The 25,420-nt window shown below is 64.1% G+C and carries 26 protein-coding genes; 17 read left to right on the top strand and 9 right to left on the bottom strand.

Annotated features, from left to right (window positions below; all coding sequences use genetic code 11):
* The first annotated feature begins 13 nt into the window (after positions 1-13).
* From ACIQTW_RS15675 to ACIQTW_RS15645, 7 genes are read left to right on the top strand one after another with little or no spacing between them, the layout of a single operon-like run.
* A complete protein-coding gene (locus tag ACIQTW_RS15675) occupies positions 14-580 on the top strand; it encodes a D-glycero-alpha-D-manno-heptose-1,7-bisphosphate 7-phosphatase (protein ID WP_402938560.1) in 567 nt (188 codons plus the stop codon).
* Positions 577-1,665, top strand: a complete 1,089-nt coding sequence (locus tag ACIQTW_RS15670) for a glycosyltransferase family 9 protein (RefSeq protein ID WP_402938557.1) — start codon at positions 577-579, stop codon at positions 1,663-1,665. The genes ACIQTW_RS15675 and ACIQTW_RS15670 overlap by 4 nt, the downstream gene beginning before the upstream one ends.
* Positions 1,662-2,705 carry a glycosyltransferase gene (locus ACIQTW_RS15665; protein WP_402938554.1) on the top strand — a complete coding sequence of 348 codons (1,044 nt, stop codon included), beginning with the start codon at positions 1,662-1,664 and terminating at the stop codon, positions 2,703-2,705. The genes ACIQTW_RS15670 and ACIQTW_RS15665 overlap by 4 nt, the downstream gene beginning before the upstream one ends.
* On the top strand, positions 2,702-3,967 hold the full coding sequence (locus tag ACIQTW_RS15660) for a glycosyltransferase (RefSeq protein ID WP_402938551.1): 1,266 nt from the start codon (positions 2,702-2,704) through the stop codon (positions 3,965-3,967). The genes ACIQTW_RS15665 and ACIQTW_RS15660 overlap by 4 nt, the downstream gene beginning before the upstream one ends.
* A gap of 14 nt (positions 3,968-3,981) precedes the next feature.
* Positions 3,982-4,680 carry an SIS domain-containing protein gene (locus ACIQTW_RS15655; protein WP_402939273.1) on the top strand — a complete coding sequence of 233 codons (699 nt, stop codon included), beginning with the start codon at positions 3,982-3,984 and terminating at the stop codon, positions 4,678-4,680.
* Positions 4,677-6,122: a PfkB family carbohydrate kinase gene (locus tag ACIQTW_RS15650; RefSeq protein WP_402938548.1), complete on the top strand. Its 1,446-nt coding sequence runs from the start codon at positions 4,677-4,679 to the stop codon at positions 6,120-6,122. Before ACIQTW_RS15655 ends, ACIQTW_RS15650 begins: the two co-directional genes overlap by 4 nt.
* 30 nt (positions 6,123-6,152) lie before the next feature.
* Complete coding sequence (locus ACIQTW_RS15645) at positions 6,153-6,848, top strand: SDR family oxidoreductase (RefSeq protein ID WP_091464488.1); 696 nt, start codon at positions 6,153-6,155, stop codon at positions 6,846-6,848.
* Here ACIQTW_RS15645 and ACIQTW_RS15640 read toward each other — a convergent pair.
* A complete protein-coding gene (locus tag ACIQTW_RS15640; protein ID WP_402938546.1) occupies positions 6,814-7,989 on the bottom strand; it encodes a glycosyltransferase family 9 protein in 1,176 nt (391 codons plus the stop codon). The genes ACIQTW_RS15645 and ACIQTW_RS15640 overlap by 35 nt on opposite strands.
* Positions 7,990-8,137: 148 nt before the next feature.
* On the opposite strand from ACIQTW_RS15640, the gene rfaE2 reads away from it, so the two are divergent.
* Both rfaE2 and ACIQTW_RS15630 read left to right on the top strand, forming a co-directional pair.
* A complete protein-coding gene (gene rfaE2 / locus ACIQTW_RS15635; RefSeq protein WP_402938545.1) occupies positions 8,138-9,688 on the top strand; it encodes a D-glycero-beta-D-manno-heptose 1-phosphate adenylyltransferase in 1,551 nt (516 codons plus the stop codon).
* 10 nt (positions 9,689-9,698) lie between these two features.
* Positions 9,699-10,733, top strand: a complete 1,035-nt coding sequence (locus ACIQTW_RS15630; RefSeq protein ID WP_402938542.1) for an NAD-dependent epimerase/dehydratase family protein — start codon at positions 9,699-9,701, stop codon at positions 10,731-10,733.
* Positions 10,734-10,736: 3 nt separating this feature from the next.
* Here ACIQTW_RS15630 and ACIQTW_RS15625 read toward each other — a convergent pair whose 3' ends face one another.
* Positions 10,737-11,819 carry an aromatic acid exporter family protein gene (locus tag ACIQTW_RS15625; RefSeq protein ID WP_402938539.1) on the bottom strand — a complete coding sequence of 361 codons (1,083 nt, stop codon included), beginning with the start codon at positions 11,817-11,819 and terminating at the stop codon, positions 10,737-10,739.
* 183 nt (positions 11,820-12,002) lie between these two features.
* Between ACIQTW_RS15625 and ACIQTW_RS15620 the strand changes: the two genes are divergently transcribed.
* The 3 genes from ACIQTW_RS15620 to ACIQTW_RS15610 are packed head-to-tail and all read left to right on the top strand — an operon-like array spanning position 12,003 to position 13,989.
* On the top strand, positions 12,003-12,989 hold the full coding sequence (locus tag ACIQTW_RS15620) for a hypothetical protein (protein ID WP_402938536.1): 987 nt from the start codon (positions 12,003-12,005) through the stop codon (positions 12,987-12,989).
* Positions 12,986-13,417 (top strand): phage holin family protein, encoded by a 432-nt coding sequence (locus tag ACIQTW_RS15615; RefSeq protein ID WP_402938534.1) that lies wholly within the window; start codon positions 12,986-12,988, stop codon positions 13,415-13,417. Before ACIQTW_RS15620 ends, ACIQTW_RS15615 begins: the two co-directional genes overlap by 4 nt.
* Positions 13,414-13,989, top strand: coding sequence for a DUF3618 domain-containing protein (locus tag ACIQTW_RS15610; protein WP_402938531.1), 576 nt, complete (start codon positions 13,414-13,416; stop codon positions 13,987-13,989). Before ACIQTW_RS15615 ends, ACIQTW_RS15610 begins: the two co-directional genes overlap by 4 nt.
* A gap of 150 nt (positions 13,990-14,139) precedes the next feature.
* Here ACIQTW_RS15610 and ACIQTW_RS15605 read toward each other — a convergent pair whose 3' ends face one another.
* From ACIQTW_RS15605 to ACIQTW_RS15580, 6 genes are all read right to left on the bottom strand, one after another.
* Positions 14,140-14,739, bottom strand: coding sequence for a hypothetical protein (locus ACIQTW_RS15605; protein ID WP_402938528.1), 600 nt, complete (start codon positions 14,737-14,739; stop codon positions 14,140-14,142).
* Between the two features lie 58 nt (positions 14,740-14,797).
* Positions 14,798-15,433, bottom strand: coding sequence for a hypothetical protein (locus ACIQTW_RS15600; RefSeq protein WP_402938525.1), 636 nt, complete (start codon positions 15,431-15,433; stop codon positions 14,798-14,800).
* Complete coding sequence (locus tag ACIQTW_RS15595) at positions 15,420-16,055, bottom strand: hypothetical protein (protein ID WP_402938523.1); 636 nt, start codon at positions 16,053-16,055, stop codon at positions 15,420-15,422. Before ACIQTW_RS15595 ends, ACIQTW_RS15600 begins: the two co-directional genes overlap by 14 nt.
* Positions 16,056-16,101: 46 nt before the next feature.
* Positions 16,102-16,905 (bottom strand): hypothetical protein, encoded by an 804-nt coding sequence (locus ACIQTW_RS15590; protein ID WP_402938520.1) that lies wholly within the window; start codon positions 16,903-16,905, stop codon positions 16,102-16,104.
* A complete protein-coding gene (locus ACIQTW_RS15585; RefSeq protein ID WP_402938518.1) occupies positions 16,902-17,882 on the bottom strand; it encodes a hypothetical protein in 981 nt (326 codons plus the stop codon). The genes ACIQTW_RS15590 and ACIQTW_RS15585 overlap by 4 nt, the downstream gene beginning before the upstream one ends.
* Before the next feature lie 179 nt (positions 17,883-18,061).
* A complete protein-coding gene (locus ACIQTW_RS15580) occupies positions 18,062-18,550 on the bottom strand; it encodes an inorganic diphosphatase (protein ID WP_014920365.1) in 489 nt (162 codons plus the stop codon).
* 147 nt (positions 18,551-18,697) lie between these two features.
* On the opposite strand from ACIQTW_RS15580, the gene dacB reads away from it, so the two are divergent.
* The 5 genes from dacB (at position 18,698) to ACIQTW_RS15555 (ending at position 24,123) form a co-directional block, all read left to right on the top strand.
* Positions 18,698-20,143 carry a D-alanyl-D-alanine carboxypeptidase/D-alanyl-D-alanine-endopeptidase gene (gene dacB, locus ACIQTW_RS15575; RefSeq protein WP_402939270.1) on the top strand — a complete coding sequence of 482 codons (1,446 nt, stop codon included), beginning with the start codon at positions 18,698-18,700 and terminating at the stop codon, positions 20,141-20,143.
* Positions 20,144-20,202: 59 nt separating this feature from the next.
* Complete coding sequence (locus tag ACIQTW_RS15570) at positions 20,203-21,324, top strand: zinc-dependent metalloprotease (RefSeq protein ID WP_402939267.1); 1,122 nt, start codon at positions 20,203-20,205, stop codon at positions 21,322-21,324.
* 92 nt (positions 21,325-21,416) lie between these two features.
* Positions 21,417-22,487 carry a tRNA lysidine(34) synthetase TilS gene (gene tilS, locus ACIQTW_RS15565; protein WP_402939265.1) on the top strand — a complete coding sequence of 357 codons (1,071 nt, stop codon included), beginning with the start codon at positions 21,417-21,419 and terminating at the stop codon, positions 22,485-22,487.
* A gap of 31 nt (positions 22,488-22,518) precedes the next feature.
* Positions 22,519-23,070 (top strand): hypoxanthine phosphoribosyltransferase, encoded by a 552-nt coding sequence (gene hpt, locus ACIQTW_RS15560; protein WP_011772910.1) that lies wholly within the window; start codon positions 22,519-22,521, stop codon positions 23,068-23,070.
* A 219-nt stretch (positions 23,071-23,289) separates the two neighbouring features.
* Positions 23,290-24,123: a hypothetical protein gene (locus ACIQTW_RS15555; RefSeq protein ID WP_402938515.1), complete on the top strand. Its 834-nt coding sequence runs from the start codon at positions 23,290-23,292 to the stop codon at positions 24,121-24,123.
* Positions 24,124-24,137: 14 nt separating this feature from the next.
* Here the strand turns inward: ACIQTW_RS15555 and ACIQTW_RS15550 are convergent, their stop codons facing one another.
* A complete protein-coding gene (locus ACIQTW_RS15550) occupies positions 24,138-25,115 on the bottom strand; it encodes a hypothetical protein (protein ID WP_402938513.1) in 978 nt (325 codons plus the stop codon).
* Between the last annotated feature and the right edge of the window lie 305 nt (positions 25,116-25,420).

The following is a 25,420-nucleotide window of genomic DNA, read 5'->3' as shown; positions in this document are numbered from 1 at the left end:
GAACGTTGCGGGTATGGGAGGAACCGGAACGTTGAAGGCGGTCCTGTTTGACCGCGATGGAACACTCGTTGTTGACGTGCCATACAACGGCGATCCGCAGCTGGTGCGGCCCATGGATGGTGCCCTTGAAGCGCTGCAGAGAGTGCGCCGGGCGGGACTGGCCACGGGAGTGGTGACCAATCAGTCGGGCGTGGCGCGCGGGCTGTTGACGTTGGAGGAAATGCACTCCGTCAACCAGCGGGTGGAGCAGGTGCTGGGGCCGTTCGATGTGTGGGAATTTTGTCCCCACGGGCCGGAGGATGGCTGCACCTGCCGCAAACCTGCGCCGGGCATGATTCTGGGAGCGTGCAGCGCGTTGGGCATCACACCTGAGGAAGCTGCTTTCGTCGGTGACATCGGCGCTGATATGGAGGCGGCGGCTGCGGCGGGTGCGAGGGCTGTACTGGTGCCCACCAACGTAACCCGCCAGGAGGAAATCGAAGCTGCCGGCGTTGTTGCGGAGGACTTGGGGCAGGCAGTGGAGCTCATACTTTCCGGGGCGCTGGAAGAAGCGCTGGAAGAACAGGACGCCCCTGTATGAGCCGCGTCCTGGTAGCCCGCTTGGACAGCATGGGAGACGTCCTCCTGTCAGGACCGGCCCTGCGTGCCGTAGCAAACGGAAGCCGCCCCGATGGCAGCCACCCCAATGATGTTGTCCTGCTCTGCGGCCCCGAAGGAGCCAGTGCTGCGGAGATGCTGCCCGGAGTGACCCAAGTGCACACGTGGGCATGCCCGTGGATCGTGAACCCGGCGCCCCCTGTCACGGATGAGATGACCAGCGGCCTGATCGAATTTGTCCGCAGTTCGCGGATTCAGGAAGCCGTGATTCTTACGTCCTTCCATCAATCCCCGCTTCCGCTGGCGATGCTCCTGCGGCTGGCCGGAGTCAAAAAGATCACGGGTGCATCGACGGACTACCCAGGCTCACTCCTGGATGTCCGGCTCAAGCCGGGCGAAGACTTTCCGGAGGACCAGCCGGAAGTGGTCCGTGCGCTCACCATCGCGGAAGCCGGCGGCTATGTGCTGCCGAACGGCGACGACGGGAAGCTGCGCATCACGTCAGGCCCGGATCCTGAGGGGGTAGCCGACCAGTTGGCTGATGAAGGCCCGTACATCGTGGTCCACCCGGGAGCCGCTGCTCCGGCCAGGGCGTGGCCTGCACTGCACCATGCTGCCACCGTGGAACTTCTTGAAGCGTATGGGCACCGGGTGGTGGTCACAGGCGGCCCGGGAGAAACGTCACTTACGGCAACAGTGGCAGGTCCCTCCGCCAGGAACCTCGGCGGCGGAACCAACCTCCGGACGCTGGCAGCAGTACTGGCGGGAGCCGCCGTCGTGGTTACCGGCAACACCGGTCCCGCCCATCTGGCCGCTGCAGTGGGCACGCCGGTGGTGTGTCTTTTCGCCCCGGTGGTTCCGGCCATCCGATGGGCGCCCTACGGCGTCCCCTTGGAACTGCTGGGAGACCAGGAAGCGGCCTGCAAGAACACCCGCGCCCGCGTATGTCCGGTCCCCGGGCATCCCTGCCTGAGCTCGGTAACCCCGGAGCAGGTTGTCGAAGCTGTTGAAAGGCTCCTGGGAGGCGTGTCCTCCCTGTCCACTCGACGAAAGGTTTGGAAACCATGAGGATTCTGGTGTGGCACGTCCACGGCGGATGGATGGAGGCATTTGTCCGCGGCCAGCATGAGTACCTGCTTCCCAAATCGTCCGACGGCGGCGCGTGGGGTCTGGGGAGGGGTGGCCGTGACTGGCCTGCCGCTGCCCAAGAGGTGGATTTAGACACCTTGGACCCCGCCAGCGTCGATGCTGTGGTCCTGCAGCGGCCAGAGGAGATCGCAGCGGTGGCCCGAGCGCTGGGACGCCGCCCAGGCGTGGACCTGCCCGCCGTCTACCTCGAGCACAACACCCCCAAGGGCGACGTCCCCTTCACGCTGCACCCATTGGCGGACCAGAGCACCATTCCGGTGGTGCACGTGACCCATTTCAATCAGCTCTTTTGGGACACGGGCACGGCGACCACCACGGTGATCGAGCACGGCATTCCGGACCCGGGGCACCTGTACACCGGTGAGCGGGACGAGATGGGCGTGGTGGTCAACGAGCCCGTCCGGCGCGGACGGGTCACAGGGACGGACCTTCTCCCGGGGTTTGCGGGTGTAGGACCACTGCGGGTGTTCGGCATGGGCACGGAGGCTCTGCCGGAGGCCCTGAACCTGAAAGGCTTTGGCCTCAGCGAGGAACGGCTCCGCATCGCCGGTGATGTCCCCGCCGCCAAACTCCACCAGGAACTCGCCCGTTGCCGCCTGTACCTTCACCCGCTCCGCTGGACCTCGTTGGGGTTGGCCCTGCTGGAAGCCATGCACCTTGGCATGCCCGTCCTGGCGCTGGCCACCACCGAGGCGAGTCGCGCCATTCCGCACGGCGCAGGCCTGGTCTCCAACGACGTCGACGATCTCCAGAAGTTCGCCCGACGGCTGCTGGACGACCCCGACGACGCCTACGCCATGGGCATCGTCGCGCGTGAGGCTGCGCTGCAACGCTACGGACTGGACAAGTTTCTCAACGCCTGGGACGAGCTCCTGGCCGAACTCCCCAAGCCCCGGGAGAACCGACCGCAACCCGGTACTGCTTCCGCCAGCCATGACACAGAGAGGACGCACCCATGAAAATCTCCATGGTCTCCGAACACGCCAGTCCGCTGGCCGCCTTGGGAGGCGTTGACGCCGGAGGACAGAACGTCCACGTGGCGGCGCTTTCATCAGCTCTGGCCGATCGCGGCCATCAAGTCACGGTGTACACGCGGCGGGATGACCCCGAGCTACCAAGGCGGGTGAACGTGGGACCGGGGCTGACCGTGGTTCATGTGGACGCCGGCCCGGCCCGACGCATCCCCAAGGACGATCTCCTGCCGTTCATGGGAGAGTTGGCCGACGGCATCTGCGCCGACTGGGCGGGAGAGCTCCCGGACGTGGTGCACGCGCATTTCTGGATGTCCGGCCTCGCTGCCATCCAAGCGTCACGGCGGGCAGGAGCTCCCGATCCTGTTCCTGTGGTGCAGACCTTCCACGCCCTCGGCTCCGTAAAGCGCAGGCACCAAGGCGCTGCTGATACCAGCCCGCCAGCCAGGGAATGGCTGGAGCCGTGGGTAGGTCGCACCGCCGACTGGGTCATTGCCACGTGCCCGGACGAGGTGTTCGAACTTAAGGCCTTGGGCATCAGCCGGTCAAAGATTTCCATCGCGCCCTGCGGCGTGGACCTCACCTTGTTTCCTGGAACGTCCGACGCCGAACACAGGTCCCGCACGCATCGGATTCTGAGCGTGGGACGCCTCGTGCAACGCAAGGGTGTGGATCTGATCATCCAGGCTCTGCCCCTCTTGGCGGAGGCGGGCTTCAACGACGTCGAACTCCTGATCGTTGGCGGTTCCGGGGACGCCCTCAACCTCGAAGAAGATCCTGAAGCGCAGCGGCTCAGGGCCATGGCGAAGGAGCTCGGGGTCGAGGACAAAGTGACCATGCGCGGGCAAGTCCCGCGGGATGCCATGCCGGGCATCTTCCGGAGCGCTGACGCCGTGGTCTGCACGCCCTGGTATGAGCCTTTTGGCATCGTGCCCCTCGAGGCCATGGCTTGCGGAGTGCCTGTAGTCGCTGCGGCTGTGGGCGGGCTTCGGGAGACCGTGGTGGACCAGAAAACCGGGCTGCACGTCCCTCCCCGTGATCCTGAAGCCCTCGCTGAGGCGCTCGGAAAGCTGCTCGGAGATGCGGAGCTCCGCGCCGACATGGGCCGTGCCGGAGCACGCCGGGCACGCTCCCGATACTCGTGGGAACGCATCGCCGCGGACACCGAGAAGGCCTACCGGTCAGTTCTGGCGGCCGGCCTGTCCCGGCAGCAAGAGCGCGTGGAACCATTGGAAGGAACGGCACTGTGACTATCAACGGCCCCATGACCATCAAAGGCCTTGCGACAACGGAATCCACTGCGGTGCCGGATACCTTGCCGCGGCGTTGGGCCCCCGAGCACACCGATTCCACCCACACGGCCGAGGTCACTAAGCACCTGGACAACGTACTTCCCGCACTGGAATCCCTGCGCTCGCAGTCGGGCCGCTTGGGCGAGTGGGGGACCGAACTCGCCAAGCGGCTGCTCTCCGGGCAGCGCCTGCTGGCAGCAGGCAACGGCGGTTCAGCAGCTGAGGCGCAGCACCTGACTGCCGAGCTGGTGGGAAAGTTCGACGAGGAACGCGCACCGTTCTCTGCCATCTCACTGCACGCAGAATCTTCCGCTGTTACCGCGCTCTCCAACGACTACGGCTACGAGGAAGTATTCGCGCGCCAAGTGCGGGCCCACGGTCGCGTGGGTGACGTGCTTATCCTTCTGTCCACCAGTGGTCGCAGTCCAAACCTGCTCAAAGCCGCCCGCGCAGCCAAGGAACGCGGCATCACCACGTGGGCGCTCACCGGAGCTGGCCCCAACCCGTTGGCTGACGCCTGCGATCAAGCCGTGACCGTTGACGCCGTCTCCGCAAACGCCCAGGAAGGTCACCTCATCGCCATCCACGCTGTGTGCCGGGCCTTTGATGCCGAGGTAGCCCGGCGGGCGGGATCGTACGGTGCAGCCACCTCCGGAGGGGGTCAACCATGAGGATCACGGTGGTGGGCGACGTCCTCCTCGACGTCGACATCAACGGGGCCGCCACCCGGCTCAGCCCCGACGCGCCGGTGCCGGTAGTCGACGTGGCCGATGTCCGGCGTCGTGCAGGTGGTGCCGGACTGGTTGCTACCGTGCTCGCGCAGGACGGTCACGAAGTCGCCCTGGTCACCGCGGTTTCGGACGACGACGGCGCCAGCCACCTCAGGCGCGCACTGGCCGGAGTGTCGGTGCTCGCCGGAGTCCCGCTCGCCCCGACGCCTACAAAGACCCGCGTGCGAATCGGGACGCATCCGATGGTCAGGTTCGATGAAGGATGCGCGCCGGCCCCTGTCCCGTCCAGCACGGATGAAATGCTCGCAGCTATTGCTACGGCGGACGCCATCGTTGTGGCTGACTACGGCCGCGGAATCACCGCCAACACTGACATTCGCGCTGCCCTAAGCGAAGCCGCCCATCGCGTCCCTGTGGTGTGGGACCCGCATCCTGCCGGTTCCCAGCCTGTGGAGGGGGTCGCCGTCGTGACGCCCAACCTGGCCGAGGCGCTGGCCGCTGCGAAAGCGGGTGGACTGGAACCGTCCCGCACAGGTGCCGAAGAAGCCGGCCGCTACCTGCTCGACAAATGGGGAAGCGCAGCAGTTCTGGTAACCAGGGGCGAAGACGGCGCGCTCCTGTTCTCTGCCGGCGACCCGGCACAGGGCATCCCCGCCCCCAAGACCAATGTCAGCGATCCTTGCGGAGCCGGCGATCGCCTGGCCGGAAGCCTCGCAGTGCACTTGGGGCTCGGACTGGACCTGGCACAGGCAGCCACCCGGGCAGTGGAAGACGCATCCGCTTTCCTCGCAGCGGGGGGAGCGGCTGCGCTCGCGGTGGTGAGTGAAGCCCCACCAGCGGACAACGCACCTGAACCCAAACCCGTCGTCGAACCGAGGCCCGTCGTCGAGCTTAAGGGCTTGGAACTGGTTGACGCCGGAGACCTCCACCCGGACGGCGTTCAACTAGCTCATGCCGTGCGTGCCAGGGGCGGCACGGTGGTAGCGACCGGTGGGTGCTTCGACCTGCTCCACGCTGGCCACGCCCGGACGTTGGCTGCCGCCCGCAGCATGGGAGATTGCCTCATCGTGTGCCTGAATTCCGATGAATCGGTGAGGCGGCTCAAGGGCGCACACCGGCCAATCGTCAGCGTAGAGGACCGCGCGGAGTTGCTGCTGGCACTCGAATGCGTTGACGCGGTGGTGGTCTTCGGCGAGGACACTCCCGAAGCCTGCCTCACACAAATACAGCCCGATATCTGGGTCAAGGGTGGCGACTACACCCCCGAAGAATTGCCGGAAGCCCGCTTGGTTGCGGGTTGGGGAGGGCGGTGCGTCACTGTCCCCTTCCACCCGGCACGCTCCACCAGCGGCCTGGCCGCAGCACTGGCCAAGGTCAGCTGACCACAAGACCGATCAACCGAGAGGAACCGCATGAACACGCAAACACCCGGCCGCGTCATCGTCACTGGAGGCGGCTCCGGCCTTGGCGCTGCGATCGTGGAAGCCATCCGCGACGCCGGCGGCACACCCTTCGTCTTCGACCGCGACGTCAGCAACGTGTCCGGGGCCAAAGCCCTGGAAGTGGACGTCTCCAACCGTGAAGCCGTGGAAGCTGCAGTCAAAGAGGCCGCCGAAACGCTTGGCGGACTGGACGGCGTGGTGACGGCGGCAGGCATCGACCGCTGCGGCAAGTTGGGCGACGTCCCGGCCGAAGAATGGGAGAAGGTCATCGGAGTGAACCTCCTGGGCACCGTATCGGTAGTCCGTGCAGCGCTGCCGTACCTGAAGGGATCCCGCGGCCGGGCCATCACCATCGCCTCCACACTGGGCCTCAGGGCGTTGCCGGATGCAACGGCATACTGCGCCTCGAAGTTCGGAGTGATCGGCTTCAGCCGTGCACTGGCCGCGGAAACCGGCGGCGTCATCGGCGTCACCACCATCATCCCGGGCGGCATGAAGACCCACTTCTTCGACGACCGGGACGAGCAATACAAGCCTCAGGACGATTCCAAGCTCAACGATCCCGCCAACGTGGCACAGGCTGTGGTGTTCGCCCTGTCCCAGCCATTCGGCAGCGAGGTCCGCGAACTCCTTATTTGCCCCGCAGAAGAAGGCTCGTGGCCGTAAGGTCCAGCACGTCCTGAACAACGTCGGCCACGGCGATGCCGCTCACCACGGTATCGTCGTGGCCGCAGTGCGGTGCAGTCCATCCCACCTGCGTGATATCCACCCCGCATCGCGGGCACTGCGTCGCCCACGACATATGGATGCGGTGCATGCTCCGGCCGCGCGGTCCTGCATTAAACACGTTCCCCACCCAAAAGATACCCACTGTGGGAGTGCCCAATGCCTGGGCCAGATGCCGGGGGCCGCTGTCGCTGGCCAGCATCACAGTTGCATCCGCCAGCAGCGCGGCCAGCTCTCCAATCTCCAGCTCGCCCGCAACGGACCGCACAGCATGGCGGTCCGCCTCCGAGAGGTGGCGGACCGCGAGTTCCGCCACCTCCTGGGCCAGTGCCTTCTCCGAACGGTCACCCACGATCAAAACCTGGGCGCCTTCCGCTGCCACGCCCGCGGCTGCTTGAGCAAAGTTCGACGCCGGCCATCGCCTCCTCGGATCGGTGGCACCCGGGTGGACCACCACCAGGGATGCCCGCTGCGGATCCCTTAGTCCAACGATGTTCTGCTGATGCTCAGGCTTTGGGAGCAGGGGAGGGGAAATGATGGTGGGAGCTCCCGCCAGACCTGCCACCTCCAGCCACCGGTCCGGCTCGTTCTGGTAGTAGACGTAGTCCAGGTTGCGTTCCAGTGGCTCCGCGTCCTTGGTGCGGGTACCCACAGTGTGCCGTGCCCCCAGTTGCAGCAGGAAAGGGTTGGAAAACCTGCCGCCACCGTGCATCTGGCACGCAATATCGAACTCCTTGGCCCGCATGCTCCCGAAGAAGGCCTCCTGTGCCGCCACGTCCTCAGCATCATCCTCAAAGCGCTCGCCGTTGCGGGGACCGTCGTGAACGCCGCGCGCCACGGGGAGCAGTTCGACGTCGTCCACCGGACCTTCCGTAGCAGCCACCACTGCGGCGTGAATCGGCGTTCCCAGCAACGTGACGGTGGCATCAGGGTAAGCATTTTTCAACGCGCTTAAGGCGGGATAGGTGTAGATCAGATCACCCAGTCCGCCACCCCGGAGGACCGCTATCCGCTTCACGGCGCTGAACTTTTCCAGGACTGGCCCAACTCCGAGGTTCACGTTTATCAGCGGATACTCCATGGGGTGCTTCCTTTCGCTGCCTACGCTGCCATGCGCTGTTCCGGGCCGCCTGCCCTTTGCCCTGAAACTCCCCGGGCGGGCGTGTGAAGCGCCTGCCGCGGGGTACCTGAGGGGAACAGGAAACTGTTGCCCAACCGGAAGGTACCCCATGGCACGCCTATCCAATCAAGAAGGTCTGGCTGACTGGTTGCCGGGCCGCTTGGCCGAGGAACGCCCTGTTGTGACGGTCATCGGCGATTCCATCCTTGACGGCTGGTGGGATGGAACCATTGAGCGGTTCTGCCGCGAAGCCCCAGCCCCAGTGGTCCAGGTCCAGCGCCGGGACTTTGCCCCGGGCGGTGCCGCCAATACGGCGATGAACCTCGCCGCAATGGGGGCGGACGTTCGATTCGTCTCACTGGTGGGAGAGGACTCCGGCGGCCAGACGCTCCTTGAGCAGCTCAGATCTGCAGGAGTGGACGTGTCGCACGTCGTGTCCCATCCCGGAATGACCACCACCACCAAATTCCGCGTGAGCAGCGGCGGGCAGGTGATGCTTCGCCTGGACGATGCCGCAGCAGAGGTCCCCGAGGAGGGCCTACGCCAAATGGCCAAGGCGATCCCGCAAGCACTCCCCGGCTCGTCAGCCGTGGTCGTTTGTGACTACGGGGCCGGCGCCTTGGAAGGTGAAGTACGGGACACAATATTCGAAAATCTAGGACCGCAAAGTGAAGGCTCGGAATCCGGCTCCGCCAACGCCCGACAGGACACGCTGGTAGTCGTGGATGCCCACTATCCAGGACGCTGGGCCGAACTCAAGCCGGGCCTCGCTACCCCGAATGCGCAGGAAGCGGCCAGGTTGCTCGGGACTGAGTTTCCCGGGGGCGCTGCCAGGTGCCCCTTCGTGGAAGCCCACGCGGACCAGCTCCTTCGCGCCTCAGGTGCTGCCGCCGTCGTCGTGACTTTGGACCGGGAGGGGACTTTGACGATCCGGCCCAACGGCGACTCCCCAAAACCGGCTACCCACCGCACCTGGGCGCGGCCGCAAGCAGAAAAGCAGGCCTCAGGTGCCGGCGATACTTTCGTGGCTGCGTTGACCATAGCCCGTGCTGCCGGACTGCCACTGTCCACCAGCGTGGACCTGGCTCAAGCGGCCGCGGATGTGGTTGTGCATCGGCCAGGTACGTCCGTCTGCACCACTGACGAGCTGGCAAAGCACCTCCGGGGTTTCGCCGATACAGCACTGACGGATTCTGAGTTGGCCAGGCACGTGGAAGAGCACCGAAGCGAGGGCAAGCGGATTGTGCTGACCAACGGGTGCTTCGATGTCCTTCATCGCGGTCACACCCGCTACCTCAACCAGGCCAAGCAACTGGGCGACGTACTGGTGGTGGCGCTGAACAGTGATTCTTCCGTGCGGAAGCTCAAGGGCCCGGACCGGCCGGTCAACCACGAGGCCGATCGCGCGGCAGTCATCGCCGCATTGAGCTGCGTGGACCATGTAACCGTGTTTGATACCCCAACCCCCATCCCGCTCATCGAGCTCCTCCGGCCCGACGTCTATGCCAAAGGCGGCGATTACACGCCGGAGATGCTTCAGGAAACCGAAGCCGTGGAACGCTACGGCGGCACTGTTACCATCCTGGATTACGTGCCCGAGCACTCCACCACAGCGGTCCTGGAACGCATCCGTTCCACGGGCGAAGCCCCGCAGACCTGAGGAAACAGCCATGCGTATTGCAATCATCGGTGCAACAGGACACGGCGGCACGGAACTACTGAAACGGCTGCAGAGAGCACGCTCCGAAGAAGGCGCGGATCTGGAACTGGTGGGCGTCGTCCGGCGGCAGCCGGATCAGGACGCCGCTCCGTATCACGGCGTGGAGTGGCACACCCTGGACATCAGCGCCACTGGGGATCAACCCGCGCTGGAAGCAGCTTTGGCGGGAGCCGATGCCGTGGTTCATCTGGCGTGGCTTATCCAACCGAATCGTGACCGGGAGATGCTGCGCCGGACCAACGTGGCGGGAACAGCCCACGTGTTGGCCGCCGCGCGCAAAGCCGGAGTGCGGCACGTCGTGTGCGCGTCATCTGTGGGGGCGTACTCGCCGGCTCCCAAGGATCAACGGACCAAGGAAGACTGGCCGACGGAGGGCATCCGCAGCTCGCACTACAGTGTTGACAAGGCGGCACAGGAAAGGCTCCTGGACGGTTTCGCCAAGGAGAACCCGGACATCGTGGTGGCCCGGCTCCGCCCCGCGCTGATGTTCAGTGCAGGTGGCGGGAGTGAGGTTGGCCGCTACTTCCTGGGACGGGTCCTGCCCCGATTGGTTCCGCGTAAGCCCTGGCTGCCGCTGCTTGCCGTCCCCAAGGAGATGGTGTTCCAGGCCGCCCACACGGCCGACGTAGCTGATGCTTACTGGCGTGTGCTGGAGCGCAAGGCGGAAGGTGCTTTCAACATCGCCGCTGAACCGGTCATAGACCCCAACGCCCTGGCGTGGATTTTCAACGCCCGGCGGGTGATGCCGTTCCCGCTGCCGGTGCTGCGCGCCGTCGTCGAGGTTAGTTGGCGACTCCGTCTGCAGGTGACCGACGCCGGCTGGGTGGACATGGCGGCCAACGCGCCCATCATGGACACGGCCCGGGCGCACGCTCTTCTGGGCTGGTCGCCCAAGCATTCCTCACTGGAATCACTGGCGGAAATGCTGGACGGTATTGGTGCAGGTAGGGGCCGGAAGGGGTCGCCGCCGCTGAGGCCGCGCTAGTCCCTACTCGGAGGACAGGACAACTGTGAGAATCCGGCGCAGGCTCATGGCCACTGACGCCGGAGCGTTCACCGGTGCTTGGTCAGCCGCGGCCTCGGCCACGGCATCGCTGAGGGCGTTGATGCTGTCCTTCGCCCTTGCCAGACGGTTGGCGAGTTCGCCGGACTCCGCGTCCCGCCAGTGATCCACCACGCCGGCCACAGACTCCAAGGCTTCGGAAAGCGGAGCGACCACGGCATCCGGAATGATCGTCCCCGCGCCCTCCTCCCAGATGGCGCTGGCCAGGACATCGGTGATGTCCTGGACGTGGAAAGTGAGCCGTTCAAGGGTTCGCAGGCCGGCGAGGTCGCTGGGCAGGCGGGTCGCACGACGGCGGGACCGGGGGTTCGCTTTGGCGCTCAGTTCCGCTTGATGCACCGCAGTCCGCACGCCGGCTGCTGTGAGCGAAAGGTCGTCACTGCGGGTGGCCCATGCTTCGTGGTTGGGTGGCCACGATTCTTCCATGGCTCGAGCCATGTCCTTGAGCTGGCGGGATAAGGCACCCTGGTGTCCGGCAATGGCGGGATCGATGTCGTCCAGGTGCAGTGGAGGGAAGATTAGCCAGTTCACCGCAAATCCTACGGTGACGCCCAAAGCCATTTGAAGGACGTAGGCGAAGGAGAAACCTTCGGCGTTCGAGTCACCCAGCACCAGCACGAACAGCGCTGCCATTGGAATCCATTCAGACGCAGTGCCCAGCCGGGGAAGGCCGCCGATGAGCACGCCGAGTCCCACCACCACGGCAACCGCCAGTGCGGTGGGCGCGGCGACGGTGGTGATGGCGAAGGCCATACCGATGCCCAGCACCAAACCCACCAGGCTCTGGAGTCCATGCTTGGCTGAGTCGGCCACGGTGGGGTGCATGCTCACCAGGGCACCCAGCGGTGCATAGTACGGGTAGGCGGCGGCAGGGCCGGGCATAAAGGGTGCGAGGTACCAGGCGAGGCCCGCTGCAACGGCAGTTTTGGCAGCGAACAGGAGTCGGTGGCGGGTGACGGTTTTTCGAAGCGCGGGAATCAGCCGTCGCCTCGCAGGCAGTTGGCTCATCAAACCCACGTTGGCAGGTATGTCCTTCCGTGTCGAGTGGGAAGCCCTGAAAGTGGGGCACGCCATCTTTTGGAAATTGGTGTGATTAGAACCGTAGCAACCGGGTACACACCCATTGATAGTAACGATACTTACTATCCCGGCTGCTGTCCGCAGCCTGCCAACTGTGGAAAGAGAGCGACAATGACTGAGAGCCAATCGCCGCAGGACGGAAGCTTCGCGGCGCCACGGACCGGAGCCCATGCAGGGACCGAGCCATTTTCCGGAAGCTACCTCGACTCGCCGGACGTTGAAACGCAAACTGCCGGAACCACCGGAATCAGCGGAACTCCCACTGGTTCGGGAACCGGTTCTGCCAGTTCCGGCAAGGTAGATACCGCCAAGGAGGAAGCTGCGGGAGTGGCTGGAGCCGTATCGGATGCTGCCGGTGGTGTAGTGGACACTGCCAAGTCCGAAGCCGGCAACGTAGCCCACGAAGTCAAGGTGAACGCACGCCAGCTGCTCACGCAGACCAAGGGTGAACTGACAGACCAGGCCCAGGTCCAGCAGCAGCGTGTTGCCGAAGGTTTGCGGTCCATTTCTGACGAACTGTCCACCATGGCCAATTCAAGCCAGAACGGTGGTGTGGCCACGGACCTGGTTCAGCAGGCCGCCCAGCGTTCTTCCTCCATCGCCCAGTGGTTGGAGGGCCGGGATCCCGGTTCACTGCTGGATGAAGTCAAGGGTTTCGCACGCCGCAAGCCAGGAGCCTTCCTCCTGCTCGCTGCCGGAGCCGGTGTCCTTGCAGGCCGCCTCGGAAGGGGCATGGCCGACAACTCGCCCATGGGCGGGGCATCCGGAGGAACCACTGGCACCACCACCGAGCAGACACCTCGTGCGGTCTACTACCCGACGCAGGGTGGCGCAGTAACGCCGCCAGCTGTGGATCTTCCGGGCCCGACGACCACCACCGCCGGTTACGGTTCAGCAACCACCACGGGCGCAGCAACCGGTGGTGCAGCAACCACGGGTTACGATGCCGGCACCACGGGCGGCTACGACGGGTCCACTCTCCCTTACCCGGAGACAACCGCCGGTGGAGTCAAGGCGCAAGGGGACCCGCTTGCTGGAGCAATTGATCCTGAGAACCCGCTTGATCCGGATGACCCCCAGTATGGAGGTCCCCGATGAGCAGTCCCGCCGACCTGCCTCACACAACAGCCCATGAGAAAGCGGAAAACCTTCCCCTTGGTGAGCTGCTGAGCGACCTGACGCGCGACGTCTCCACGTTGATGCGCCAGGAAGTGGAGCTGGCGAAAGCGGAGATTAAGGATTCCGCCACCAAGGCCGGCAAGGGCGCGGGAATGTTGGGCGGTGCTGCCTACGCCGGCCACATCACCGTGCTGTTTCTGTCCATCGCCCTCTGGTGGGCGTTGGGTCAGCTCGTTGGCCTGGGATGGTCCGCACTGATTGTTGCGGTCATCTGGGGAATTGTCGCGGCTGTCCTGGCCGCCAAGGGCCGCAAGGAGCTGAATGCGATCAAGGGCATGCCCCGGACCGCTGAGACGGTCAAGGAAATACCTCCCGCTTTGAAACCAAACACTGAGGAGACACGATGACGCAGAACCCCGACGCCCTGCGCGCCGATATCGAAGAAACCCGCCGGCGGCTGAGCACCAATGTTGATGCCGTGGCTGACAAAGTTACGCCTTCGCACATCGTCAACCGCCGGGTGGACAAGATCAAGACGGCTGTTTTCGGCGCCCGGGATGACGTCCAGTACCGGGCCGGCAACGCGGCTCACCAGGCTGGAGACGCTGTTTCCGGCGTGGTTTCCGACATCGGCGACGCCCCTCAGGTGATCACCCGCAAGGCTCAGGGCAGCCCGATTGCCGCCGGCCTCATTGCCTTCGGTGCAGGCTTGCTGGTCTCGGCCCTGATTCCGCCGTCGGACAAGGAACGCGAGGCTGCCCAGGCTCTGAAGGAAGCGGCCCAGCCGCTCACGGATGAGCTCAGCCACGCTGCCCAGGAAGTTGCCGAGCACCTGCGCGAGCCCGCTCAGGATGCAATGCAGAACGTCAAGGACAGCGCTACGGAAGCCGCAGCCAACGTCAAGGATGAAGGCCAGGCAGCCGCCGCCGACGTTCAGGACCGCGCACACACGGCCAAGGACAACGTCAGCAACCAATAAGTTGCCGCGCTGACCGAAACTGCGCTGACCGAAACTAAGTACGCGCTTACCCAACTAAGTAGCAGCAGAGGCCGTTTTGGGAGCCCAAAACGGCCTCAACTGCTACTTAGTTGGGTTTTGCTGCGCCTGGGGTTTTGCGTGGGGCGTGGGTCAATGCACTTCGAGGATGAGCTGCAGCAAGCGGGCGGCGGCTGGACGGGCGGCGTGCTCCTCTGCCCACTGCGCGCGTGCCAAGGCCTTGCTCACGGCCTGGGTAGTGATGCCGAGCTCCTGGGCCACAGTTTTTTGTTGGCCGCGGACGCCAGGCGTCAGCAGATCCAATACCCGCCATTCCGCCGTACTCCTGTGCAGCACGATGTGCCCGAGGAGCCTCAGTACAGCTTCCGCTTCCGAAGCCAAGGCCGGGATAGGGCCATCTACAGCTACGGGGACACGTTCTTTGCCGCTGCGTAGCCGATCGACAGCCCGTCGGGCGTAAACGAGGCCATGCCCCGAGGCATCCTTGACCAGATTGGGCAACGGCTCATTGATAGGTCCCACGCCGATTCCCACGTACCACTGGCCTGTTCGGAGGGCGATCAGGGCCGTCTCCACAGCTTGGTGGCTGCATTCGACGATCCCCTGCACCTCATCCTCAACCGAACGGTCAAAGTCGAGCCGCGCGGGAATGTGCCGCAGGTCCTTGAGCAGCTGCGGCACAAGGTCGCCGTCACGGCGGCTATCGCGTTGGTTGATGGTGAGAGTGAACATAGTTGATCACATGCTACCGGCTGGTAGCAGCTCTGCAAGGGCAAAATTTGGCTGCTGTTCAGTCAAGCGCCGTCCGTCCGGTGAGTACGACGGCGGGCAACGCGCCTGATGTGGCGCGCACGGCATCGGCCATTCCTGCGTCACGCAGACTTTCCTGGACTGCCATTACCAAGGGCCGCGGGTCCTCGTCGGAGGCGAAGACCCAGAAGGCTTCGCGGGCTTGGAAAACCAGTGCATTTCGCCCACCGGCACCCAACGAAACTTTCCGGCGTGCCGTCAATCGCCGGTCGGGATCACTGCCGTCACCCGTGGTCACTGTTTTGAGGCTCTCAGGCGCGATGTCGCTCCAAGGAATCACTACGCGGGTGTGTTTCTGGGAGTACTTGGCAACCATGCCGCGATCGAAAACCAGCAGTTTCCGGAAGCTCCCCATAAGAGTCATGCCCCACAGCACCAAGCCGGTGAGGATGCCTGCGGTGACGAACAGAGCGGGGTCGCTGAAATGTCCTGCCTCCCTGGTGGAGCGAATGGGGCTGACGAATTCGGCAATGGTCCCGAAAACGAAACCCACAACCAAACAGGGGATCAGCGCCTTCCAGAAGATCCTGCGTGAGGATGCTACATAACGAAGCCGTCCGAGCTCAGGCCCGAGCGTGCGCTCCTCCCGGCGAACCAGCCAGCTACGGCCGCGCATCCGGGCGCTGGCCGTAGAGGTTGGGCAGGTTCCGACGCTCCGCTTGGGCTGCTTGTTCTGCAGCGACTACCTTAGGGTCCGGGACGGGCGGTTGGCCTTGCGCGATTCCCGAGCGCCGGTCAATGGCTGCAAACTTTGGATCCCAAGTGTCGTCTCCGCCTCCGCTTATTGCGGAGGCAATCAGCATCACCACGAAGAACGGGAAGAAGGACCAGCAGATGGCGCGCCAACCGCCCAACCATGCTCCCGCCGTCGTGCCGTTCTTGATTCGAACTGAGCGCATGCCGGCTGCGGCGTCGCCAACACTTCCTACGGATCCCCAGATCATGCCGTAGACGAACAGCCCCACGAACCACAGGACAACGTACAGCGTCAGCCACAAACCGTCGTTGTACCCGAGCGCCGAGCCGCTGTTCATCATTGATTCGCGGACCACAACAGCGATCACGGCCAGAACCACGTAGCCAACCAGGAACACCACCGAATCCAGGGCGCGGCCCCAGAAGTGGGCGCCTCCGGAGGCCTTGACGAAGTACGCGCCGGTTTCAGGGTGGCGGCGAACGGGGCGGCCGTTGACAGCGTCAAGCAGCCCGGTGAGGGTGGTGGACTTCGAAGTGCTCATAAGGGGCTTTCAGCTCGACGGCGGTGTGCGGCTTGGGTGCTTAACGTCAGGCCAGTCCCGCAAGCCCACCGAGGACGCGGGCCAACGATGGTGCTGAGGTTTCCTGAAGCTCGAAGGACACCGATTCCGACTGCTCCGGGCCGGATTCCGGGGAACTTTCCACTCGCGGTGTCAGCACGTGAACGCCGGAGGGACCGGTGTACACGGTAACCGTGGGGAACTCGTTGGTATTGGAATTGAAGGCCACCACGTTGCTGGCCGCCTGGGTGTCTGCCAAAGCCGTGGCGGCGTGCGCCTCGAACTGGGCTTCCGTGTAAAGGGCCGGTTCGGTGTCGCGGACTGCCGCCTGCTGGGGGTCTACGAACTCGGCCAGACGCGGAACCAGCTGATCGCGGGTGACAACGGTGAAGCCGTGAAGCCCACTTTCGTCCACCTCTTCCAGCAGGACGCCTTCATCGTGAAGGTAGCCGTAGAGCCAGCGCTTGCCCGTGGATACGGTGCGTTCCACTGAAACTACGCTGCTGCCGCTGCGGCGCAGGGTCAGGGCGCCGGTGATTTCTTCGGTGGCGTGCAAGCGCGACGGCTCGGTTTCACCCTCGAAGACCACCGGGTAAACGAGTTCCTTGGCGAGCAGGCCGCGCAACGCAATAGCGCACATCAGTTCCTTGCTAGCGTCCTGGGCAGAAAGCCACGGCAGGGCAACCAGCTGTTCGTGCTGAACACCGTCCAAGGCCACAACTTCTTCATCGGTCAGCGTGGGCAAGGGCGCGCCGATTGCGCTGGCCGAGGCCAGGACCCTGGCCGCGGCCTCGATGTCCCGCTGGGTCCATTTCATGGTGCTGGTGGTCATCCGAATATCCCTCCGACAAAGCTTCCGACTGACTTGGCGGCGTCACTGACCCCGTCTGCCACCTTACTGCCTACGTCCTTGGCGAAGCCTGCCACCTCCTTGGCCCCGTCAGCGATGTAGCTGCCAGGGTTGCGGGCGAAGTTGCTGATGGAGTCCCAGTTGTCGGCTACGAGGTTACCCAACGCCCACGCGCCCGCAACGATGCCGGCGCCGATCACGATGGGAGCACCGATCGGCCCCAGCAGGGCTGCGCCGCCGGCTGTCATGAGCATGATGCTGCCTACACCGCCAACCACGGACAAGCCGCCGGCGACCCGGTCACCAGTACCGCGCCAGCCGTCGTGCTCGGGGTTGATCATGTCGCTGATGCCGCCAACAATATTGAGCGGCGCCGCCAGGGCTCCGGCAATGCGGAGGCCCTTTGAGAACTTGCTGGCCTCTTGGAAGGCCTGGCTGTAGGGGATGTTGGCTTTGAGGTCGGTGAGGACATCAGTGACTTTCTCACCGTTACGCAGCGCGGTCATGGCGTCCCGGACCACAGTGCCACCGGCACGCCAATTGGTCAGAACCTCGCGGGTCTTCACCCATTCTGCGTTGCCGAGCTTGAGATACTTGTATGCCGTCCACAGCGGAGCAGCCAAACCCTTGACGCCCATGGCGGTGTCGTAAAGGTCCTTGAGGACACCAACCGAGGTGCCTGAGCCATCATTGTGGCTGGCGAACTCCTGCTGGTTGGCGTGTTTTTTCAGCTGGCTCGCATTTTCGCGCAGCATATTGGCGGCCTTCACAAGGCTCTGCCGGTGCTGGCTGTTCCAGTCGCCCTTGAATACCGTGGCGTCCCGGCCTTGCCACGCGGTGGTGGAGTTGATTGCGTTGGACAGCTGCGTGCTTTGCAGGCTGATGGCGTCGGCGGCTTTGCCCATCACGCCCGCCAGACTGCGAAGCTGCGCGATGTCCGCGCCGTAGAACCCAGCCATATGGAACCCCCTGTGAACATGCATCGAAAAGTCTGGTCCCAGCCTAGGCGGACCCGCAAGCTGCCGCGATGGGGAGACATGCCCATGTGCATAAACCGTTAAAGAACGACGGCGGCAGGTGGGTCCCGGGAGAACCGCACCAGCCGCCGTCGGGCGTCAAGCGTTTAGAGCTTTGAAAATCAGTGGCCTTCGGCCGAGAAGCGCTTGATGGAAGCTTCCAGCTCGGCTTCGGCGGCGGCGCGGTCGCCCCAGCCTTCAGCCTTGACCCACTTGCCGGGCTCCAGGTCCTTGTAGCGCGTGAAGAAGTGCTCGATTTCCTTGACCAGGAATTCGCTGACGTCGCTGACTTCCTGGATGTGGTCGAAACGCGCGTCAACGGGGACGCAGAGGACCTTGGCATCTCCGCCGCCGTCGTCGGTCATGTTGAAGACGCCGATGGGGCGGGATTCAACGATGACGCCCGGGTGCAGATCGAAGTCCTGCAGGAGCACCAATGCGTCCAGCGGGTCGCCGTCTTCGCCCAGGGTGTTCTCGAAAAAACCGTAGTGCGTGGGGTACTGCATGGAGGTGAACAGGACGCGGTCCAGGCGGACACGGCCGGTTTCGTGGTCAACTTCGTACTTGACGCGCGATCCCTTGGGGATCTCGATGGTCACGTCGTGCTTCATGGAATGCTCCTTGACGGGTGTGGGTGGGGCGCGGCAGGCAAAAGCGCAGCCAGCGCCGCCGACTACTATTGAGGATATAGCGAGAGGCCCGGGTTTCTTGAACCGGCGGGGACATTTCAGGACTGACAGGACCAAGCAACTTCCATGATGGGCGTTAAAAACGGGGGTGCCCGCAAGCGGGTGCCTGCGGCGTGGGGGCGCTTTACATGGCCGGTGCTGCTGACCACCGTTTTACTGTGCCTTGGCGCCGTGGTGGCTGTGGGGATGTTTCCGAACCTGCTCAGTTTCCCCAAGCCGCCGCCCTCCATTCCTTCCTGGCAGCAGGTGCCGGACCGCCTTTCGGGTGCCCACGGTGTGCTGCCGTTGGATGCCTCAGCGCCTATCCCGGTTGCGGGCGAGGTCGCGAAGCTCCTGGACACTACCCTTAAGCCGGACGGTGCAGGCAGCATCAGCGGCGTGGTGATGGACGCCGCCACTGGCCAGGTGCTTTTTGACCGCGAGGCCAACGCCAACCGCATCCCGGCCTCGAACATGAAGCTGTTGACCGCGATTGCGGCCTTGAAAGCCCTAGGTCCCGACTCCAGGTTCACAACCCGCGTGCTCGCAACTGACAACCCCTCCACAGTGGTGTTGACCGGGGGAGGGGACGTTCTGCTGGGCACCTCCGCTTCCGAGCCCACTGCTGTACTTGGCCGGGCCGGACTAGCGTCCCTGGCTGCGGACACGGCTGCCGCTTTAGCGTCGGCTGGGGTGAAGGGGCCAATTGCCGTGCAAGTTGACGACTCACTTTTCAGTGGCGCGCCCCTTAACCCCGCATGGAGTTTGGATGATGTCGCCGCCGGGGAAACCGCGCCGTTGTTCTCCTTGGCGTTGAACTCCGGTCGTTACGCCCCGGACGTCCTGACCGGTCCCAGACCCCAGGATTCCGCCGTCACCACCGCCCAGGCGTTTGCCGAGCAGTTGGCGGCGGCGGGCGTAAGGGTGAGTCCCGGCGTCGAACGCGGTAAGGGTCTTCCCGCCAAAGAGTTGGCAGCTGCTGAGTCCGCCACCGTGAGCGAGCAAGTGGACCTCATGCTCGAATCCTCGGACAACTTCCTCGCAGAAGCGCTGGGCCGGATGACCGCCTTGGCGTCTGGTCTGGAGGGGACGTACGACGGCGCTACTGCGGCCGTGCGGCAAAGGCTGGGGGAGTTGGGGATCGCCACGGATTCGATGCAATTGGCCGACGTCTCGGGCCTTGCCTTGGAGAACCAAGTCACTGCCCGGCAATTTGCCGAGGTTGTCCGGGCTATCACCAGCGGGCCGGAGCTGGCCCTGCGGACCGCGCTGGACGGTTTCCCCGTGGCCGGACTTACCGGGACCCTGAATGACAGGTACGGCGAGGCAAGTACGTCCGAGGGCGCCGGACTGGTGCGCGCCAAGACCGGAACCTTGAATACCGTGATCGCGTTGAGCGGCTACGTGGTGGACGCCGATGGCCGGCTTTTGGTGTTCTCCTTTATCGGTAACGGCCTGGACCCGGGAGCCGCGGGTAACAAGGTGGCCATGGACCGTTCGGCTTCAGTGTTGGCCTCGTGCGGGTGCCGGGGCTAGTCCTCCGCGCGGAGCGAACTTAAGGCACACTGTCAGCCTCGTGTGGTGTGATGGACCGTATGGTGTCATCTGCCCGAGAATCGTCAGCAGGGGCCCCGTCCCTGATCAATTGGGACCTGGCCGCCTCTACGGCTGCCCGGCTTGCCCCTCCCGGTCCGGAGCTTAGCGCCGGGGAGATCGGCAAAGCCGTGGACAATCTGCGCTTCAACGCGGACATCTCCGTGCCGCACGTGCACGACATCACCGGTTTGGATGCCGCGAGGGACCTGCGGGATTCGCACGTTCTGGTGGTGGATCGGGCCTCGTGGTCCAAGGCCAATACCCAGAGCTTCTCGGTGATGCTCCAACCAGCTTTGAAGAAGATGCTGGAGAGCCGCAGCGGAGTCGCGATGACGCCGGCGGCCGCCGCTACCAGCGGTGCCATCACAGGCACCCAACTTGGTGCTGTGCTCGCGTTCCTGTCCAGTAAAGTCCTCGGCCAGTACGACCCTTTTGCGGCGCTGGCCCCGGAGTCCAACGTTCCCCCGGGCGGCCGACTCCTGCTGGTGGCGCCGAACATCATCTCCGTGGAGCGCGAACTCAACGTTCACCCGGACGACTTTCGTCTGTGGGTTTGCCTGCATGAACAAACCCACCGCGTCCAGTTCGCCGCCGCACCGTGGCTCCGTCACCACATGCTGGATGAAATCGAGAAGCTCAGCGGCAATCTCCTGGGCAATATGGACACTCTGGTTGAACGCGCCAGCGCTGTGGCCAAGTCCTTGCGCGACCGTAATCCCTCCGAGAAAACGCCCGGCCGCGGCGCCATCCTGGACCTTCTCCAGAACCCGGAGGAAAAGGCTTCCCTTTCCCACATAACGGCTGTCATGAGCCTCCTTGAGGGGCACGCCAACGTGGTGATGGATGCCGTGGATTCGAGCATCGTTCCCTCCGTGAAGACCATCCGCCAGCGCTTCAACGAACGTGGCAAGGACCGCGGCGTGGTGGAGAAGTTCATTCGAAACCTTCTCGGCCTGGACGCCAAGATGCGCCAGTACACCGATGGCGCCAAGTTCGTCCGCGAAGTTGTTGCCGTGGCCGGCATGGAGGGCTTCAATCGGGTGTGGGAATCCGCCGACTACCTGCCCACCGAGGAAGAGATTCACAACTCCAAGCTTTGGCTTGAGCGGATGGGGCTTTGAGCGTACCTGCCGGTTCCGCCGTTCATTCCTCAGGTAAGGGTCGACGGTGGCCCGGGCGCCTGGCGCCTGTCGTCGGCAAGGCCCGGAAGCAGTTGCAGAACGCCTTGGCTTCGGCGGGCTACCCGTCACATGTGCTTGTAGCCTGCAGCGGAGGCCCGGATTCCCTGGCTTTGGCAGCCATCGCGGCCTACTTCGCCAGACGAGGCCATGTGGATGGACACGCAGTGTCTGTCGCAGGCGTGGTGGTGGATCATCAACTACAGCCGGGTTCCGGGGAAGTCGCTTCCCGGACTGCTGCCGTGTTGCGTGAACTGGGACTATCACCGGTGGAAGTGCGCACTGTAGAAGTTGCTGCCACTGGTTTCGGTCCCGAGGCCGCAGCAAGGGATGCCCGTCATGCGGCCTTGGAATCCGCCGCCGATCACCTGGGTTGTGACGCGATCCTGCTCGGCCACACCCTGGACGACCAAGCCGAACAAGTACTCCTTGGTTTGGCCCGCGGTTCCGGAACGCGTTCCCTAGCTGGCATGAGGCCCGCTCGCGGACGCCTGATCCGGCCGTTCCTTGGCCTTCGCCGGGAGGAGACGCTGGAAATCTGCCGGGTGGAAGAGTTGTCTCCCTGGCATGATCCCAGCAACTCCGATCCCGCGTTTGCGAGGTCCCGGACGCGTGTTGAAGTGATGCCCGTGTTGGAAGAGAAGCTGGGTCCGGGCGTGGCCGAGTCCCTGGCTCGGACCGCCGCTATCCTGCAGCAAGATGCCGATTTCCTTGAAGATCTTGCCAACGAGACCTATCTCTCACTCGTCCAGCGGGAGGGCAGAGATGCCTGGCTTCCCGAGGACGCCGTTCGTGAACTGCCCGCAGCGCTCAGGTTCCGTGTCATCGCGAAGGCGGCGGCCGACGTCGGGGGTCAACAACCCGGCTACGGGCGCCTCCAAGCTGCAGAAGCGCTGCTTCGCCGGCAAGGTTCAGCAGGGCCCGTTGAGCTTCCCGGCCACGTGAATGTGTACCGTTTGTCCCTCAGCGATTTGGAGCAGGAACGGTCTGTTTCATCAGGTGCTTCAACTGCAGATGCGACCGGTGATCCAGCCAAGGGCGGTCCCCGTGAAGCCGCGCGCTGTGGGAAGCTAGTATTCCGGCATCAGAAACCGTCCCAACAGTAGCCGCACCCGAGCATCAAAACAGGAGCCATTGGTGGATTCAAACGACGTCCAGGCAGATCTCAAGCACGTTCTTTACACCAAAGAGCAGATCCAAACGCGTATCGCGGAACTCGCGGCGCAGATCGACAAGGATTACGAAGGCCGCGACATCCTCATCGTCGGTGTCCTCAAGGGCGCGGTCATGGTCATGGCAGACCTCGCCCGTGCGCTGCACAGCCACGTCAGCATGGACTGGATGGCTGTCTCGTCATACGGCTCGGGCACCCAGTCCTCCGGTGTTGTCCGGATCCTCAAGGACCTCGATACCGACCTCATGGGCAAGGACGTCCTGATCGTCGAGGACATCATCGACTCCGGCCTCACCTTGTCCTGGCTCAAGTCCAACCTTGAATCCCGCGGCACGGCCAGCGTCGAAATCTGCACGGCTTTCCGCAAGCCGACCGCCGCCAAGGTGGAAATCGACGTCAAGTACGTCGGGTACGACATCCCCAATGAATTCGTGGTCGGTTACGGTCTCGACTACGCCGAGAAGTACCGCAACCTGGACTTCGTGGGCACCCTGGCCCCGCACGTTTACGAGTAACCCCCGCTCCTTAGGCCTACCTCGTCGCCGCGCCCTTTTCCGCTGTTTGCACCCGTAACCTCTGGTGCGCTTGGCGGGAGTGGGTGCGGCGTTGGTACTTAAGGGGTGCGCCCGGCGGGAGTGGGTGCAGCGTTGGTACTTGCGGCGTGCGCCCGGCGGGAGCGGTTACCTGAACGGCTGAACCTGCCCGTGCGCTAAGCCCTCGCGCTAAACTAAACCATGACCGGTGCTTCTGCCCGTCCTTTGGCGTGGTTCGCCGTCATGGCGACGCTCCTCACGGCCTGTACTCCCGCCGTCGATCTCACTGAGACCGATGCCGGCCATCCCATCGCGACCTCTTCCGCGTCCACCCCGGGTGACGTCGCCACCAACCCATCAACGACTGCCACGCAGTCCGCGGTTCCGCCACCGCCGGCACCGCCACCGCCGCCAGCACCACCTGCCGTGCCCCAGGCTTTCGCCCTTAACCTCTACCAAGAGGGGGACTTCGTTCCGCAGTACACCTTCGACTGGTGTGTTGCTGCGAGCATTCAGATGGCGCACAATCTCATCGACGATACCGGTGGCGGTTCGTGGGCATCCTCCGCGCAGCAAAGCGAACTGTGGGAGATGGCCCGTGCGCGGTCATCCAACTCCTTCAACGGTGCCAACCCGCGGGGTTGGGCACAGGTGCTGACCGAAGTTGGAATGGGGCCATATACGGTGGTCAGCATCGCCACCTATGAGGACACGTTGCAGACGGCGGCCCGCGCCATCGCTGAGACTGGCCGACCGGTGGGGTTGGTCATGTGGAGTGGTCGTCATGCCTGGGTGATGAGTGGTTTTGAGTCGATGGGTGATCCCGCGCAGTTCCCGGAGTTTCAAGTCACCGGGGTAAACGTCTTGGATCCGCTCTACCCCTACGGCAGCGGACAATGGGGTCCGTCCCCAGAGCCCAACAGCCTGCTCTCCCCAGAGCAGCTGTCCACACAGTTCGTGATCCGGGAGCCGCGTCGCTGGAGCACTGACCTGCCCACGGGTTACCTTCTGGTCCTCCCAGTCGCTGCGGCCTGACCGGTCCAAGCACATCAGGCCCCACGCAGGGACCGCAGTCCTCCATCGTTCAAAATTTGTGCGAATGTTTTTGGATTCATCATGTCGGACCAGTCCCAGCGAACAACGCTGAGGCCCAGTGCCCGCAATCCGTTCTCCCGGGCTTTCTCGGCCATGACTGTCTGCTGGATGGTCTGCTTTCCCCGCAATTCTTTCCTCAGGTACTTCCCATAGCCATCGAATTCCCCCACCAGATCGAGTTCGGGCCACCAAAAATCTGTTCGGGCCGTATGTCCGGTCTTCAAGGTAAAAGAACCTTGAAGGCTGGGGACTGGGAAGTTGAGCAGAATCATTTGCGCGCGACTCATGGATTCCCCCACCGATTCGGACTCGTCTGTGGACAATTCGATTACCATGCCCGCACGTCGTTTTCTTGACTGACTGGTGAGGGCGGAGACAGCTCCAATCAGCTCGTCCACGCCCGACGGAGGACCCCATGGCTTGTCCTTGTTCCAATTGTCGACTTGAAGAGCGTCGCCCCACTTCTGGTTCCTCCGGCTGGAGTCCACAATGGCTAACGCCTCAGCAAAGTTCAGGGAAGCGGCCAGCTCTATTGTCGTGCGAATTTTGTCCGTGACCCGGAATTCGCCGAGTTGGGCTACCCCGTTGTCACGGACGCCGAAACTTCTCCGGATTCCATGTTTCGATCGACCACCGGTTGGGTCCGCAGTCACAGTGCACAGATGCTTCGGCACGCCCACGACGCCGAGCCCCCAGAGGAGTGCCGCCGTCTGCAAATTAAAGATGGGAGGGGTTCTGGTGGTATTGACCAAGGCAGCTGCTTGGAGTCCGTGCCGTTGGCGCTCGTTCAGCTCCGCCCAATAAGCATGGCGGGCGTAAGTGCCCCGTCGGACTCTGACCAATTCGCCGCGTTTGGCCTGCTTGGCGAGCTGGCGCGCATCCTGTCCAATCCGTGTCGCGTCGGAGGCGAGTATCAGTTCTTGAGAGGCCATGAGTCTACGCTCCCCGGTCCCGGGCGAAGCCGAAAGCTCCAGTCTGAGCTATGTGGAAAACAACATGGCACCAGGTAACAAACCACTGCGCTGAGTCCAATCAGCGCAGCTGTGGCCTAGGTGCGGTGCATGCCCGCACCCTTTCCCGCCGCTCACGCCGGGTAGCGGCCATGCCCGCACCTTTTGCCGCCATCCGCACCAGTGGTTACGGGTGCGGATGGCGTGAAGGGGTGCGCCGTCCAGCCAGTGGACAACGCAGCCAGCCCGCAACGCGGCACAAAACCCTGTTCCAGCACGCACAACGC

Origin of the sequence: Paenarthrobacter sp. NPDC090517 (assembly GCF_044769165.1) — a bacterium.
Lineage (GTDB): Bacteria > Actinomycetota > Actinomycetes > Actinomycetales > Micrococcaceae > Arthrobacter.
Note: the sequence above shows the minus strand (reverse complement) of the source record. Positions and strands in the feature narration are given on the sequence as shown.

Coding starts and splice junctions, on each gene's coding strand:
- ACIQTW_RS15675 (WP_402938560.1), top strand. CDS start 14: ATGGGAGGAACCGGAACGTTGAAGGCGGTCCTGTTTGACCGCGATGGA.
- ACIQTW_RS15670 (WP_402938557.1), top strand. CDS start 577: ATGAGCCGCGTCCTGGTAGCCCGCTTGGACAGCATGGGAGACGTCCTC.
- ACIQTW_RS15665 (WP_402938554.1), top strand. CDS start 1,662: ATGAGGATTCTGGTGTGGCACGTCCACGGCGGATGGATGGAGGCATTT.
- ACIQTW_RS15660 (WP_402938551.1), top strand. CDS start 2,702: ATGAAAATCTCCATGGTCTCCGAACACGCCAGTCCGCTGGCCGCCTTG.
- ACIQTW_RS15655 (WP_402939273.1), top strand. CDS start 3,982: ATGACCATCAAAGGCCTTGCGACAACGGAATCCACTGCGGTGCCGGAT.
- ACIQTW_RS15650 (WP_402938548.1), top strand. CDS start 4,677: ATGAGGATCACGGTGGTGGGCGACGTCCTCCTCGACGTCGACATCAAC.
- ACIQTW_RS15645 (WP_091464488.1), top strand. CDS start 6,153: ATGAACACGCAAACACCCGGCCGCGTCATCGTCACTGGAGGCGGCTCC.
- ACIQTW_RS15640 (WP_402938546.1), bottom strand. CDS start 7,989: ATGGAGTATCCGCTGATAAACGTGAACCTCGGAGTTGGGCCAGTCCTG.
- rfaE2 (WP_402938545.1), top strand. CDS start 8,138: ATGGCACGCCTATCCAATCAAGAAGGTCTGGCTGACTGGTTGCCGGGC.
- ACIQTW_RS15630 (WP_402938542.1), top strand. CDS start 9,699: ATGCGTATTGCAATCATCGGTGCAACAGGACACGGCGGCACGGAACTA.
- ACIQTW_RS15625 (WP_402938539.1), bottom strand. CDS start 11,819: ATGAGCCAACTGCCTGCGAGGCGACGGCTGATTCCCGCGCTTCGAAAA.
- ACIQTW_RS15620 (WP_402938536.1), top strand. CDS start 12,003: ATGACTGAGAGCCAATCGCCGCAGGACGGAAGCTTCGCGGCGCCACGG.
- ACIQTW_RS15615 (WP_402938534.1), top strand. CDS start 12,986: ATGAGCAGTCCCGCCGACCTGCCTCACACAACAGCCCATGAGAAAGCG.
- ACIQTW_RS15610 (WP_402938531.1), top strand. CDS start 13,414: ATGACGCAGAACCCCGACGCCCTGCGCGCCGATATCGAAGAAACCCGC.
- ACIQTW_RS15605 (WP_402938528.1), bottom strand. CDS start 14,739: ATGTTCACTCTCACCATCAACCAACGCGATAGCCGCCGTGACGGCGAC.
- ACIQTW_RS15600 (WP_402938525.1), bottom strand. CDS start 15,433: ATGCGCGGCCGTAGCTGGCTGGTTCGCCGGGAGGAGCGCACGCTCGGG.
- ACIQTW_RS15595 (WP_402938523.1), bottom strand. CDS start 16,055: ATGAGCACTTCGAAGTCCACCACCCTCACCGGGCTGCTTGACGCTGTC.
- ACIQTW_RS15590 (WP_402938520.1), bottom strand. CDS start 16,905: ATGACCACCAGCACCATGAAATGGACCCAGCGGGACATCGAGGCCGCG.
- ACIQTW_RS15585 (WP_402938518.1), bottom strand. CDS start 17,882: ATGGCTGGGTTCTACGGCGCGGACATCGCGCAGCTTCGCAGTCTGGCG.
- ACIQTW_RS15580 (WP_014920365.1), bottom strand. CDS start 18,550: ATGAAGCACGACGTGACCATCGAGATCCCCAAGGGATCGCGCGTCAAG.
- dacB (WP_402939270.1), top strand. CDS start 18,698: ATGGGCGTTAAAAACGGGGGTGCCCGCAAGCGGGTGCCTGCGGCGTGG.
- ACIQTW_RS15570 (WP_402939267.1), top strand. CDS start 20,203: ATGGTGTCATCTGCCCGAGAATCGTCAGCAGGGGCCCCGTCCCTGATC.
- ACIQTW_RS15555 (WP_402938515.1), top strand. CDS start 23,290: ATGACCGGTGCTTCTGCCCGTCCTTTGGCGTGGTTCGCCGTCATGGCG.
- ACIQTW_RS15550 (WP_402938513.1), bottom strand. CDS start 25,115: ATGGCCTCTCAAGAACTGATACTCGCCTCCGACGCGACACGGATTGGA.